Source organism: Achromobacter sp. KK8, from assembly GCF_054188005.1.
On the sequence record NZ_CM135178.1, the window covers coordinates 5,407,234 to 5,421,147 of the forward strand.

General features: G+C 69.4%; 12 protein-coding genes. 4 read left to right on the forward strand and 8 right to left on the reverse strand.

The features are described 5' to 3' along the window. Nucleotides 1–26 precede the first annotated feature (26 nt). The 5 genes from ACVN9Z_RS24870 to ACVN9Z_RS24890 all read right to left on the reverse strand — a co-directional run bounded on the left by ACVN9Z_RS24870 (nt 27) and on the right by ACVN9Z_RS24890 (nt 5,833). Nucleotides 27–785 (reverse strand): iron ABC transporter ATP-binding protein, encoded by a 759-nt coding sequence (locus tag ACVN9Z_RS24870; protein ID WP_458212779.1) that lies wholly within the window; start codon nt 783–785, stop codon nt 27–29. Then, a complete protein-coding gene (locus ACVN9Z_RS24875; RefSeq protein WP_172965842.1) occupies nt 782–1,765 on the reverse strand; it encodes an iron chelate uptake ABC transporter family permease subunit in 984 nt (327 codons plus the stop codon). Before ACVN9Z_RS24875 ends, ACVN9Z_RS24870 begins: the two co-directional genes overlap by 4 nt. Beyond that, nucleotides 1,758–2,747, reverse strand: a complete 990-nt coding sequence (locus tag ACVN9Z_RS24880) for an ABC transporter permease (RefSeq protein ID WP_458213524.1) — start codon at nt 2,745–2,747, stop codon at nt 1,758–1,760. The genes ACVN9Z_RS24875 and ACVN9Z_RS24880 overlap by 8 nt, the downstream gene beginning before the upstream one ends. A gap of 36 nt (nt 2,748–2,783) precedes the next feature. Further along, complete coding sequence (locus ACVN9Z_RS24885) at nt 2,784–3,746, reverse strand: siderophore ABC transporter substrate-binding protein (protein WP_054471787.1); 963 nt, start codon at nt 3,744–3,746, stop codon at nt 2,784–2,786. A 65-nt stretch (nt 3,747–3,811) separates the two neighbouring features. Further along, entirely contained in the window at nt 3,812–5,833 is a 2,022-nt protein-coding gene (locus tag ACVN9Z_RS24890; RefSeq protein WP_020928300.1) for a ligand-gated channel protein, read from the reverse strand. Between the two features lie 225 nt (nt 5,834–6,058). On the opposite strand from ACVN9Z_RS24890, the gene ACVN9Z_RS24895 reads away from it, so the two are divergent. Further along, nucleotides 6,059–6,754, forward strand: a complete 696-nt coding sequence (locus ACVN9Z_RS24895) for a response regulator transcription factor (RefSeq protein WP_020928301.1) — start codon at nt 6,059–6,061, stop codon at nt 6,752–6,754. Further along, the gene (locus ACVN9Z_RS24900; protein WP_038503894.1) at nt 6,754–8,148 is read left to right on the forward strand and encodes a sensor histidine kinase; all 1,395 of its coding nucleotides are present in this window, start codon (nt 6,754–6,756) and stop codon (nt 8,146–8,148) included. The genes ACVN9Z_RS24895 and ACVN9Z_RS24900 overlap by 1 nt, the downstream gene beginning before the upstream one ends. A gap of 52 nt (nt 8,149–8,200) precedes the next feature. Here ACVN9Z_RS24900 and ACVN9Z_RS24905 read toward each other — a convergent pair whose 3' ends face one another. The 3 genes from ACVN9Z_RS24905 to ACVN9Z_RS24915 form a co-directional block, all read right to left on the reverse strand. Then, nucleotides 8,201–9,016 (reverse strand): TatD family hydrolase, encoded by an 816-nt coding sequence (locus ACVN9Z_RS24905; RefSeq protein WP_458212780.1) that lies wholly within the window; start codon nt 9,014–9,016, stop codon nt 8,201–8,203. A gap of 64 nt (nt 9,017–9,080) precedes the next feature. After that, nucleotides 9,081–9,770, reverse strand: coding sequence for an ABC transporter ATP-binding protein (locus tag ACVN9Z_RS24910; protein ID WP_006384955.1), 690 nt, complete (start codon nt 9,768–9,770; stop codon nt 9,081–9,083). After that, nucleotides 9,763–10,995: a lipoprotein-releasing ABC transporter permease subunit gene (locus tag ACVN9Z_RS24915; protein ID WP_230846718.1), complete on the reverse strand. Its 1,233-nt coding sequence runs from the start codon at nt 10,993–10,995 to the stop codon at nt 9,763–9,765. Before ACVN9Z_RS24915 ends, ACVN9Z_RS24910 begins: the two co-directional genes overlap by 8 nt. A 178-nt stretch (nt 10,996–11,173) precedes the next feature. Between ACVN9Z_RS24915 and ACVN9Z_RS24920 the strand changes: the two genes are divergently transcribed. Together ACVN9Z_RS24920 and recJ are read left to right on the forward strand one after the other, a co-directional pair. After that, entirely contained in the window at nt 11,174–12,112 is a 939-nt protein-coding gene (locus ACVN9Z_RS24920; RefSeq protein WP_024069420.1) for a Regulatory protein, RpfE type, read from the forward strand. Then, on the forward strand, nt 12,094–13,794 hold the full coding sequence (gene recJ / locus ACVN9Z_RS24925) for a single-stranded-DNA-specific exonuclease RecJ (RefSeq protein WP_006386141.1): 1,701 nt from the start codon (nt 12,094–12,096) through the stop codon (nt 13,792–13,794). Before ACVN9Z_RS24920 ends, recJ begins: the two co-directional genes overlap by 19 nt. Nucleotides 13,795–13,914: the final 120 nt, after the last annotated feature.

Genomic DNA, 13,914 nt, shown 5'->3' on the forward strand with positions numbered 1-13,914 from the left:
GAATCGCGCCCGCGTCATGGCGGCTTTCAGCGGTAATACACGCAGATGCGCTTGCCGTCGATCTCGTGCACGTCTATCGGCAATTCATACAAGGCGCCCAGCACTTCGGGGCGGATCAATTCGGCGGGCGTGCCGCAGTGCGCCACCCTGCCCGCCTTCATCGCCACGATGCGGTCCGCATAGCTGGAGGCGAAGTTGATGTCGTGCAGCACCAGCACCACCGTCTTGCCCAGCTCGTCGGCGGCGCGGCGCAGCGTGCCCATCATGGCCACGGCGTGCTTCATATCCAGACTGTTGAGCGGCTCGTCCAGCAGCACGTAGCGCGTGTCCTGGCACAGCACCATTGCCACGAATGCGCGCTGGCGCTGGCCGCCGGACATCTCGTCCAGGTAGCGGCCGGCCAGCAGTTCCAGGTCCAGATAGGCGATGGCCCGGTCGATATGCGCCTTGTCGTCCAGCGTCAGCCGGCCGCCGGAATGCGGATAGCGGCCGAACGCCACCAGGTCGCGCACCGTCAGGCGCAGCGGCAGGTGGTTGTCCTGCCGCAGGATGGCCAGGCGCCGCGCCAATTCACGGCTGTCGCTGCGCGTCACGTCCAGGCCGTCCACCTGGATGCGGCCGGCGGACATCGGCAGCAGGCGGCTGATCATCGACAGCAGCGTCGACTTGCCGGCGCCGTTGGGGCCGATGATGGCGGTCACGCCGCCGGCCGGCAAGGCCAGCGAGACCTGGTCCACGACCACGCTGTCGCCGTACTGCTTGCTGACTTGTTGGATATCGATCATTGGCGTCCCCTGCGCAAGATCAGGGCCAGGAACATCACTCCGCCCACGAATTCGATGACCACGCTGACCGTGGTGCTCAGTTGCAGCACCCGCTCCAGCAGCGTCTGCCCGCCGACCAGGAAGATCACGCTGAGCAGCACCGCGGCGGGCACGGTGTGGCGATGCCGGTCCGACCCCATCGCCTGATAGGCCAGGTTGCTCACCAGCAGGCCGAAGAACGTCACCGGCCCCACCAGCGCGGTGGACACCGACACCAGCACGGCGATGGCGGCCAGCGTCAGCAGCAGGGTGCGGCGGTAGTCCACGCCCAGGTTCAGCGCGATCTCGCGGCCCAGCGCCAGTACGTCATAGCGGCGCCGCATGCGCCATACCAGCAGCGTGGCGGCGGCCACCGCCGCCAGCGCGATCGGCAGCAGTTCGGTGCGCACCGAATTGAAGTTGGCGAACAGGCGGTCCTGCAGCACCAGGAATTCGTTCGGATCGATCAGTCGCACCACGAAGCTGGACAGGCTGCGAAACAGCAGCCCGAAGATGATGCCCACCAGCATCATCAAATGCAGGCTGCGCACGGCGTCGGTGAACAGCCAGCGGAACAGCAGGCAGGCGAACGCCGTCATCGCGCACACTTCCAGCACGAAGGCCGCCACCGGATGGTTGACCGCGCCCGCCGCCTGGCCGAAGCCGAACACCACCACCGACTGGATCAGCAGGTAAAGCGCGTCAAAACCCATGATGGCCGGCGTCAGGATGCGGTTGTGCGTGACGGTCTGGAACAGCACCGACGACACCGCCACCGCGTACGCCACCAGCAGCATCGCCACCAGCTTGGCGCCGCGAAACGGCAGCACGAAGGCCCACTGGCCGTTCGCGCCCAACGCCATGAAGCCGACGATGCACGACAGCGCGGCCACGGCCAGCAGCGCCAGGCGCCACGCCTGGGGCGAACGCAGCGGCACGGCGCGCGCGATGAACTCAGCCACGGCGCGCTCCCCGGCTACGCAGCAGGCACAGGAACAGGATGCTGCCGACCACGCCCACCACCGTGCCCAGCGGCACCTCGTAGGGATGGATCACCAGCCGGCCGATGATGTCGCAGGTCAGCACGAACACGCCGCCCAGCATCGCCACCCAGGGAATCGAGCGGCGCATGTTGTCGCCCAGCACCAGGCTGACGGCGTTCGGCACGATCAACCCCAGAAAGGGAATGCCGCCGGCCGTGACCACCACCACCGCGGAAATCGCCGACACGATGAGCAGGCCCACCAGCGTCAGGCGCGCATGGTTCAGGCCGAGATTGGCGGCGAACTCGCGCCCCATGCCCGCCACGGTGTAGCGATCCGCCGCCAGGTAGGCCGCGGCCGCCAGGCCGAAGCCGATCCACAGCAGTTCGTAGCGGCCGCGCAGCACCCCGGAAAAATCGCCGGTGGTCCAGGCGTGCAGCGACTGCAGCAGGTCGTAGCGGTAGGCGACGAAAGTGGTGACGGCGTGGATCACGCCGCCCAGGATCAGGCCGATCAGCGGCACGATGAACGGCGTGCGCAGCGGCACGCGCCGCAACAGCGCCAGGAACAGCAGCGAGCCCGCCAGCGCGAAGCCGGTGGCCGTCAGCATCTTGCCGATCACCGGCGTGTCCGGCGCCAGCAGGGTCACGACCAGGATGCCGAGCGTGGCCGATTCGACGGTGCCGGCCGTGGTCGGCTCGACGTAGCGGTTGCGCACCAGCATCTGCATGATCAGCCCCGCCACCGCCAGCGCCATGCCGGCCAGCAGCAGCGCCAGCGTGCGCGGCACGCGGCTCACCAGCAGCAGGCGCCAGGCGCGTTCGGCGTCAGGCCCGCCGGCCAGCGCGGCGAACGAGAACGACCCCGCGCCCAGGCCGATGCTGGCCGCGCACAACAGCAGCAGCAACAGCAGCAATGCCGCCAGTCCGGCCCAACCGGTGATCGCCCCGCCTGCCCTCACAACCGCCACTTCGACTCCGTCATGCCCGCCTTGCGCTTACTTGACCGCGGGCTTGGCGGCAGACAGCGCGCGGGCGATATCGTCCACGTTCTGCTGCATGGCGCTCAGGCCGGCACTGCCCAGCAGGTACCAGTTGTAGCCGTTCAGGTAGACCACGCGCTGCTGCTTCCAGGCCTTGGTCGGACGGATCAGGTCGTTGTCCAGCATGCGCTGGGCCGAAGTGCCTTCGCGGCCGATGGCGGCGTCGCGATCGATCACGAACAGCCAGTCGGGATCGGTCTGGGCGATGAACTCGAACGAGATCGCCTGGCCGTGGTTCGACACGTTCAGGTCCTTGGCGGCCGGCGCAAAGCCGAAGGCGTCGTGGATCACGCCGAAACGCGAGCCGGGGCCGTAGGCGCTCATCTTGCCGCCGGTGGTCAGCACGATCAGCGCGCTGCCGGCCTTGGCCGCCTGGCCATGCAGCGCCGCGATCGAGGCGCGCAGGGCGTCGAGCTTTTCCTTGGCCACGGCCTGCTTGCCGTAGATGGCGGCCAGGGTTTCCGTGTTGCGCGTGACGCTGCCGACCAGGTCCTTGGCGTTGACCGTCAGGTCGACCGTGGGCGCCAGCTTGGCCAGCTCGTCGTACTTGGGCGCCGAGCGCCCGGCCACGAAGATGACCTGCGGCTGGGCCGCGTGGATCACTTCGTAGTTGGGCTCGAACATGCTGCCGACCTTCAGGTAGCGCTTGTCGGCATACTGCGCCAGCTGCGGCGGCAGCTTGGCGGCGCTGGGCACGCCGGTCACGTCGACACCCAGCGCATGCAGCGTGTCGAGCACCGCCAGGTCCAGCACCACGGTCTTGGCCGGGTTGGACGGCACGGCGGTCTCCCCGCGCGCATGCTTGACCGGCATGGTCTGGGCCACGCTCAAAGCGCTGGCCGCGCCCAGGGCCAGGACCGCGGTGGCGCGCGCCAGCCAGCGGCCGGCGCGTCCTGCTTGTGCTTGATTCATCGTCATGCTTGCCTCTTTATGTAGCGGGAAAGCCGCCTGGCGGCGGCGGTTCCCTGGTGTTGCGCGCGGGCTCAGAACTTCACGCCCACGCCCAGCCAATAGCGGCGGCCGTCCTCGACGTAGCCGTAGTCGTCGTAGCCGACCTGCTTGTCGAACAGGTTGTAGATGCCGGCGTAGACCGACACCTTCTTGTTCACGGCGTACGAGCCGCCCAGGTCGACGAAGGTGTACGACGGCGCCACCAGCGACGACGAGGACGGGCCGGTGATCGGCTGGCTTTCCTTGCCGCGGTAGTTCAGGCGCGCCCACGCTTCGAGCGCGTCGGAAGCCTGCCAGTTGACCGTGGTGGTGAACAGGTGCTTGGGCAGCTGGTTCAGCGGCTGGCCCTGGTACTGGCCGGACTTCTGTTCCGACTTGGTGAAGGTGTAGCTGCTGGTCAGCGACCAGTCGCGGCCCAGCGGCAGCTTCAGGTTGGCCTCGACGCCGCGCGACACCGCCTTGTCCACGTTCATGTAGGTGGTGGGGTTGGAGCCGAACTGGTTTGGGCCATCGGTGCACTGCGACAGCGGGCAGGCGACGCGGGTGATCTTGTCCTTGAAGTTGTTGTTGAACAGGGTCAGGCCGGCATTGAAGCCCTCGCCGTCGTCATACAGCAGGCCGAGTTCCTGGGTCACCGACTTCTCGGGCGTCAGGTCGGGGTTGCCGTACATGTTGCCGCCGCGGCTGACCTGCCCCCAGCCGGCCACGGTCTGGCGCAGGTCGGGCGCGCGGAAACCGGTGGACACGCCGCCCTTCAGGGTCCAGCGTTCGGCCATGTGCCACACGCCGTACAGGCGCGGACTGAAATGGCTGCCGAAGTTCTCGTCCTGGTCCATGCGCAGGCCGCCGGTCAGCGCGAAGCTCTCGGCCAGGCGCCATTCGTCCTCGGCGAACAGCGCCCACTGGTAGCGTTCCACCTTGCTGGGGCCGCCGGCCAATTGGTTGCCGGTCTGGTCGGTCAGGCGCTGCGTCAGGTAGGTGCCGCCCAGCGTCAGCATGTGCGAACCGAGCGGCAGCGTCCAGCTGGTCTGCAGGTCCAGGTTCTTGATCTTCATCTGGCGCGAGCGGTTGTCGAACTCTTCCTGCTGCACGTAGCTGTCGGACACGGCCCAACCCCAGCGGCCGGTATGCGACAACGCCCACTTGTTGCTGCGGTAATCGGTTTCCGACGAGGCCGGGCAGCCGTTGCGCGGGCACGCCACGCCGGGAGCCAGCGGCGCGACGGTCTTGCCCAGCGTGTTCTCGTACTTCTGGCGGCTGGAAGTGGCTTCCAGCACGATGTCGTGATCGCGGTTGGGCGTGAGCGCCAGCTTGGCCGTGATGTTGGTGGCATTGCGCTTGCGGTAGCCGTCGATGATCCTGTCTTCGTCGCGCTGGGTCGCCTGGCCGTAGATCTGCAGGCCCAGCAGGTCGTTCTTGATCGGGCCCGCCAGGTAGAAGTTGCCCTGGTAGATGTCGCCGGACTTGCTGCTTTCCTGGATGGTGGTGTCCATGCGGATTTCACCGCCCCACTCGTTGGGCACCTTGCGGGTGATGATGTTGATCACCCCGCCCATGGCGTCGGAACCATACAGCGACGACATCGGCCCGCGCACCACCTCGATGCGCTCGATGGCGGAGATCGGCGGCGTCCAGCCGCCTTCGACGCCGCTGGAGTCGGAGTTGGTGCGGGTTTCGCGCGAATTCTGGCGCTTGCCGTCGATCAGGATCAGCGTGTACTTCGGGCCCATGCCGCGCAGGCTGATGTCCTGCCGGTCGCCGCCGCCCGTGACCACCACGCCCGGCACTTCGACCAGCGCGTCGGTGACGTCGCGGTAGAACTTCTTTTCCAGATCCTGGCGCGTGATCACGCTGATCGAGGCCGGCGCGTCCTGGATCTGCTGCTCGTAGCCGCTGGCCGTGACCACCACGGTATCCAGCGTCTTGGGGTCGGCCGACGCGGCCGATTGCGCCCAGGCCGGATGACCGGTGGCAAGGCCGGTGGCGCACAGGGCGACAGCCAGGCGGGTACGCGGGCCGAATGCGCGGCGCGCGGCCAGATCGTTGCTGCTCATGATTTCAGACTCTCCCGTCCCGGACGGCACCGCGCCCCACGCGCAGCCCCGTTCCGCTTCAATTTTTAATGAAAACTATTCTCATATTAGAATTGAGCCCATCCGTGAGCTGCAACACGCTTTCCGCAACTTTTACTTTCTTCGCACTTCTTGACACTTCGGCCACCGGCGACCCGCTATGCTGCCGTGGCAACAGAACCCAAGCGCATGTCCATACCCACCCCCATGGCAACGCGCCGCATCCTGTTGATCGACGACGACGTCGACCTGGCATTGATGCTGCGCGAGTACCTAGAGCCCACCCACATCGAACTGACGCTGGCGCATAACAGCGCCCAAGGTCTGCCGCTTGCAATGCAGGAATGCTTCGATCTGGTGCTGCTCGACCTGATGCTTCCCGACGGCAACGGCCTCGATCTGCTGCGCCATCTGCGCCGCCATTCGCGCCGTCCCGTCATCATGTTCACCGCCCACGGCGGCGAAACCGATCGGGTGCTGGGACTCGAACTGGGCGCCGACGACTACCTGACCAAGCCCTTCGGCCCGCGTGAGCTCAAGGCCCGCATCGGCGCGGTGCTGCGCCGCTTCGAGGAAAAACCCGAACCTGCCCCGCCCGAACTGAGCGTGGGCGCGCTGTCGCTGGATGCCGCCAGCGGCCGCGCCCGCCTGGGCGCCCAGGAAGTCCTGCTGACCGGCGCCGAGCAACGCATCCTCGAAGTCCTGATGCGCACCCCGGGCCAGGTGGTGCCGCGCGAGCAGATCAGTCTGTATGCGCTGGGCCGCGCCGCCGACCGCTACGACCGCAGCATCGACACCCACATCAGCAGCCTGCGCAGGAAGCTGCAGCTGGACCAGGCCGGCGACGCCCCCGCCATCCGCAACCTGCGCGGACTGGGCTACGTGCTGGCCGGCGCGGCCTGATGCGTTGGCTGCCGGTCCGCTCCCTCTTCTGGCGCGCCTTCCTGACCTTCTGGGGCGCGATGGCCGTCATCATGGTCTGCGGCATGATGCTGACCGCGGCGGTCGCCTGGTACCGCGTCGATTCGCTCGACGGCCTGAACCCCGGCAACCTGACGCGCGATGCCGCCCAGATCGCGCGCCGTGAAGGCGCCGAGGGCCTGCGGCGCTGGGTCGGGGCCATGGACGCGCGCTATTCGGCGCTCAAGATCTACATCGTCGACACGCAGGACCGCGACATCCTCGAACGGCGCCTGCCGACCCGCCTGGACGATTGGCTGGCCGCCTTCCGCGCCTCGCCCGATCACGGCCTGATCGCCGCCATCGACGTGCCCGCCGACCCGGACGCGCTGCGCGTATCGTGGTGGGATCCACAGTTGCTGGTATTGCCGGATCACAGCGAACTGCTGATGCTGTTCCTGCCGTTCGACTCCTCGCACTGGGAGGTGCTGGGCCTGACGCCGGTCACGCTGGGGCTGCTGCTGTTCGCGCTGGCGGTCACGGCGCCCTTCTGCTGGGCCCTGACCCGCCACGTGGCCGCGCCGCTGGAGCAACTGCGGGGCGCGGCCCGCTCGCTGGCCGCCGGCCGGCTGGATACCCGCACGCCGGCGGCGCTGCCGCTGCGCAAGGACGAACTGGGCCTGCTGGCGCGCGACTTCGACGCCATGGCAGGCCGCCTGCAGGCGCTGGTCGATACGCGCGAGCAGCTGCTGCGCAACATCGCCCATGAATTGCGCTCGCCGCTGGCGCGGATGCGCCTGGGCGTCGAACTGGCGCGCCGCAAGGACGAACGCCAGGACCTGCAGCTGGACCGCATCGAACGGGAATGCGAACGGCTGGATACGCTGGTGGGCAGCACCTTGCGGCTGGCCCGCATGGGCGCCCTGCCCCAGCCCACCACGCCCTTGGACCTGGCCGAGGTGGTCGACGAGGTGGTGCAGGACGCGCGCTTCGAGGCCGGCGAACGCCGCATTGCCATCGCCTGGCACCGCCCGGCGCCGCTGCGCATCGCGGCCGACCGCGACAGCCTGGCCAGCGCCATCGAAAACGTGCTGCGCAACGCCCTGCGCTTCGCCCCGGCGGGCGGCGCGATCCAGGCGCGCCTGCTGGTGGACGCCGGCGAGGCCTGCCTGGAAATCGAGGACAACGGCCCCGGCGTTCCGGAAAAGGAACTGGCGTATCTGTTCGAACCGTTCTACCAGGGCGCCCCGGCCGCTGGCGCGCCTGCCGGCGGCGCCGGCCTGGGCCTGAGCATTGCGCGCGCCGCCGTCGCGGCGCACAAGGGCCGGATCTCGGCGCGCAATGTCGCGCCGCATGGCCTGAGCGTGCGCATCGAACTGCCGCGCGTGGCGGCCTGAGCTGTGTCCCGATGGCGGCGCCGCGCCGTCATCGGGCATCTGGCGCCCGGTCTCAGTCGTCCGCCAGGATCGCTGCCGACAGCCGCGGCAATACCCGCAAGGCATTGGCCGTGGTCGCCTGCGCCACCTGCGCCGGCGTGATTCCGCGTAGTTCGGCCAGCACCTGGGCAATGCGCGCCAACTCGCCCGGCCGGTTGCGCCGCCGCGGCGGGTGCAGCCAGGCCGGCGGGATGTCCGGCGCGTCGGTCTCCAGCACCAGGTGGCGCAGGTCGACGTCGGTGGCGTGGCGGCGGATCTGCAGCGCCCGCTCGTAGGTCATGGCGCCGCCCAGCCCCAGCGCGAAGCCCTGTTCGACAAAGGCCTGGGCCTGCTGCGCGCTGCCGTTGAAGGCGTGCGCGATGCCGCCGATACGGTCGTGGCGCCGCAGGTACTTGAGCAGGAAGTCCTGCGACTTGCGCACGTGCAGCAGCACCGGCAGCTTGAATTCCGCCGCCATGGCCAACTGGGCGGCGTAGAAACGCTCCTGGCGCGCGCGCGGCTCGCCCGAAGCGATTTCAGGCACGAAGAAATCCAGCCCGATCTCGCCGATGGCCACGAAGCGCGGATCGCCCAGCGCTTGCCGGATGGCCTCGCGCAAGGCGTCCAGGTCGGCGTCATCGGCGCGCTGCACGTAAAGGGGATGGATGCCCAGCGCGTAGGCGCCGCCGGCGACCTGTGCGGCAAGGTCCCGCACGACGGCAAAATTGGCGCGTTCGATGGCGGGAATGACAATGGCCTGCACGCCGGAGTCGAGCGCGTGCGCGGCCACCTCGGGGCGGTCGGCATCGAACTCGGCGGCATCCAGGTGGCAATGGGTGTCGATCAGCATGGGCGCGGCCTCCTTGCCCCGGTTTCCTGCTCAATCATCGCGCCGCCCGGCCCGCGGGCAGGCCTCAGCCCGAGACCAGCCGGCCGTTTTCCATCAGCAGCTGGCGATCGGCGCGCGCCGCCAGCTCGGGATCGTGGGTGACGATCGCAAACGCCGTGCCCGACTCGCGGTTGACGCGGGTCAGCAGCTCGAACATGTTGTGGGCGGTGTGGCGGTCGAGGTTGCCGGTGGGCTCGTCGGCCAGCACGCAGACCGGCCGCGTCACCAGCGCGCGCGCCAGCGCCACGCGCTGGCGCTCGCCGCCCGACAGCTGGCCGGGGAAGTGGCCTTCGCGCGCCGCCAGGCCCACCAGGCCCAGCACCTCGCGCGCCGCCGCGCGGGCCTTGTCGCGGTTCTCGCGCCGCACGATCAGCGGCATGGCCACGTTGTCCAGCGCCGAGAATTCCGGCAACAGATGGTGGAACTGGTAGACGAAGCCCAGGCTGCGGTTGCGCACCTGGCTCTTCTTCGCTTCGGAAAGGCCGACGGCCAGTTGCCCATCGACCGCGACCGAGCCGCTGGTGGGCACGTCCAGCAGGCCCAGGATGTGCAGCAGGGTGCTCTTGCCGGAGCCGGACGCGCCGACGATGGCGACCATCTCGCCGCGCGCCACGCTCAGGCTGACGTTGCTCAGCACCTCGATGCGGGCCGGACCCTCGTCGTAGATCTTGACGAGATCATCGGCCTGCAGTGCCGGGGACAGGGAATCAATCATGGCGCAGCACCTGTGCGGGTTGCAGGCGCGAGGCGCGCCAACTGGGATACAAGGTCGCCAGCAGCGACAGCACCAGGGAGGTCACGCCGATGGTCACGATGTCGCCCACCTGCGGATCGGACGGCAAGGCGCTGATGAAATAGATTTCGCGCGGCAGGAAGTGCACGCCCAGCAGGCGCTCGATGAACGGCACGATCACGTCGACGTTGTAGGCGATGAGGATGCCGCCGGCCACGCCCAGCAGCGTGCCGATGACGCCGATCAGCGCGCCCTGCACCAGGAAGATGCGGGCCACTTCGCCCGGTCCGGCGCCCAGCGTGCGCAGGATGGCGATGTCCGACTGCTTGTCCTTGACCGCCATCACCAGCGACGACAGCAGGTTGAACGCGGCCACCGCGACGATCAGCGCCAGGATCAGGAACATCATGCGCTTTTCGGTCTGCACGGCGGCGAACCAGGTGCGGTTGTTGCGCGACCAGTCGCTGGCCATGACGTACGGCGGCAGCACGTTGCGCAGCTCGGCCGCGACTTCGGGGGCCTTCTGCATGTCGGCGATGCGCAGGCGCACGCCGGCGGTGCCGCTGTCGCGGAACACCTTGGCGGCGTCTTCGTTGTCGACGAAGGCCAGCGAGGAATCATATTCGTAGTGGCCCGAAGAGAACACGCCCACCACGGTGAACTGGCGCATGCGCGGCGCGAAGCCGGCCGGGCTGATCGAGCCTTGCGGCGCCAGCATCAGCAGCGTATCGCCCACCTTCACGCCCATGCCGTCGGCCAGCTCGTTGCCCAGCACCACGCCGAAGCCGCCCGGTTTCAGGTCGGCCAGCTTGCCCGACACCATCTGCCGCGGCAGGTCGGACACGTTGCCTTCGGTGGCCGGGTCGATGCCGCGCACCTGCACCCCGCGCAGCGCCTGGCCGCGCACCAGCATGCCTTGCGCGGCCACGAACGGCGCGCCGGCCTTGACCTCGGGATTGCGTTTGGCGGCATCGGCGAACTGCTGCCATTGTTCCAGCACGCGCTCGGGCGCGGCGCCGGGAATGTAGAGTTCGATGTGCGGCAGCACCGACAGCATGCGGTCACGGACCTCTTTCTGGAAGCCGTTCATGACCGACAGCACCACGATCAGGGCGGCGACGCCCAGCGCGATGCCGGCCATGGAACTGGCCGCGATGAAAGAGATGAAGCGATCGCGGCGGCCGCGTCGCTGGCGGATCCGGGCCAACCCGGCATAGCGGGCGCCGATCCAGAGTTCGTAGGGTATTTTCAGCACGAGCGCATTATGGCATTAACCGGCCGTAAAACCGTCCCCGGAATGCGGGAAGGCAAGACAAGCCGTGACAAGCTATGGCAGTCGGAGCCGGGCTTAGTTCCCATGCCGGCCTGCGTCTACAATCCTGCCCATGCTGATCGTCATCCCGGGCGCCTTGCCCGCCCTTCCCGTCGCCGCGGAACTGGCCAAACTGCTGCCCCAGCGCGCGCCCACCCTGCACCGCTGGCTGCAGGCCGGCAGCGCCCGGGTCCAGGCCCACGATATCCGTACCCAGGGCTGCACCGCGTTCGAAGCCTGGCAACTGCGCCGGGCGGGCTACACGCCCGAGGCCGGCCTGCTGCCGGGCGCCGGACTGGGCCCGCTGCTGGCCGCCGGCCAGCCCGCAGACGGCCCTGTCTGGCTGGCCGAACTGGTCCACCTGGCCCTGGGCACCGACCAGGCCACCCTGCTCGATCCCGCCCTGATGGAACTGCGCGACGACGAAACCGCCGCGCTGCTGGACACCGCCCGCCCCCTGTTCGAAGACACCGGCTTCGCGGTCCAGGCGCTGTCGGCCTCCCGCTGGCGCCTGCGCCTGCCGGACGGCCTGCGGCCGCAGACCGCCAGCCCCCTGGCGGTGGCCGGCCAGCGCCTGAACGACTGGTGGCGCCAGGATGCCGAAACCCGGCCATGGCGCCGCCTGCTCAATGAGATCCAGATGTCGTGGCACGAGCACCCGGCCAACGAGGCCCGCGCCGCGCGCGGCCTGCCGCCGGTCAACGCCCTCTGGCTGTATGGCGGCGGCACGCCCTGGACCATGCGCCCGGCCGGCCCGGAACAGGTCATGACCGAGCTGGACGCTGCGCAGCGCGCCGGCGACTGGGCCGCCTGGCTCGACGCCCTGGCCGCGCTCGACCGGCGCCTGCAAGCGCTGGCCGGTCCCAAGGGCCTGCCGGACGCGCCCGCCGAACTGCTGCTGCTGGGCGACGATCGCAGCGCCACCCTCACCCTGAAACCGCGCGGGGGCCTGCTCGGCTTGCTGCCCGCGCCCAAGAAAAACTGGAGCGCCTGGTGGTCTCACCCCGCTTAACCGTCCGCCGCGCCGACCTCGCCGCCTGCCATGTCCTGGAAGCCTCGGGCATCCATCCCCTGCTGGCGCGCCTGTGGGCCGCGCGCGGCGTCGTCCATCCCGACCAGACCAGGCTGGCCTGGCCCTCGTTGCTGCCGCCGGCCGGCCTGACCCATTCGACCCACGCCGCCGGCGTGCTGGCCGACGCCATCCAGGCCGGCAAGAAGCTGCTGATCGTGGCCGACTATGACTGCGACGGCGCCACCGCCTGCGCCGTCGGCCTGCGCGCCCTGTCAGCCATGGGCGCCGACGTCGACTTCCTGGTGCCCAACCGCTTCGAGACCGGCTACGGCCTGTCGCCCGCCGTGGTCGAGCTGGCCTGCCGCCATCGCGCCGGCAAGCCCGACATCATCATCACCGTGGACAACGGCATCGCCAGCGTCGACGGCGTGGCCGCGGCCAACGCCGCCGGCATCGGCGTGGTCATCACCGACCACCACCTGCCCGGCGACACGCTGCCGGACGCCCTGGCCATCGTCAATCCGAACCAGCCGGGCTGCGGCTTCCCGTCCAAGAACCTGGCGGGCGTCGGCGTCATCTTCTACATGATGCTGGCGCTGCGCGCCGAACTGCGCCGCCGCGGCGTCTACGCCCCCGATGGCGGGCCGCGCCTGGACGCGCTGTCCGACCTGGTGGCGCTGGGCACGGTGGCCGACGTGGTCAAGCTGGACGCCAACAACCGCCTGCTGGTGACCCAGGGGCTGCAACGCATGCGCAGCGGCCGCCTGCAACCCGGGCTGCGCGCCCTGTTCGCCGTGGCCGGGCGCGAGCCGCGCAGCGCCAACGGCTTCGACCTGGGCTTCGCGCTGGGCCCGCGCATCAACGCCGCCGGCCGGCTGGCCGACATGAGCCTGGGCATCGCCTGCCTGACCACCGACGACGAGGCCCAGGCGCTGGAAATGGCGCGCGAACTGGACAACATCAACCGCGAGCGCCGCAGCATCGAGGCCGAGATGCGCGAACAGGCGCTGGCCGCCATGGAGGCGCCCGACGCCGCGCCCGGCGCCACGGTCTGCGTGTTCGACCCGGGCTGGCACCAGGGCGTGGTGGGCCTGGTGGCCTCGCGCCTGAAAGAGAAATTCTGGCGCCCCACCCTGGCCTTCGCCCCGGCCGGCGACGACGAAATCCGCGGCTCGGGCCGTTCGATTCCCGACGTGCACCTGCGCGACGTGCTCGACCTGGTGTCCAAGCGCCACCCCAACCTGATCCGCAAGTTCGGCGGCCACGCCATGGCGGCCGGCCTGACGCTGGGCCGCAACGACTTCCCGGCCTTCGCCCCCGCCTTCGACGCGGCCGTGCGCGAACTGACCGGTCGCGACAGCTTCGAGCCGGTCATCGAGACCGATGGCTCGCTGGAATCCGGCTACGCCAATGCCGAGGTTGCCGGCCTGTTGCAGCAACAGGTGTGGGGCGCGGGTTTCGCCGCGCCGCTGTTCCTGGACGAGTTCGTGGTGCGCAACCAGCGCCTGGTCGGCGAGAAACACCTGAAACTGTCGCTCGAACGCGGCCAGCAGCGCTTCGACGCCATCTGGTTCGGCCACGATCAGTCGCTGCCCGAACGCATCCAGGCGGCCTACCGGCTGGAGCAGAATGTGTGGAACGGGATGGTGTCGGTGCAGCTGGTAATCGAACACGCTGCATGATGTTGCCCCCACGCCGCGCCCGCTGCGCGGGCTAGCTGCCCCCCGAGGGGGCGCTTTTGCCTTGGGGCGGCCCGGCGGCAAAAGTTGCCCCCACGCCGCGCCCGCTGCGCGGGCTAGCTG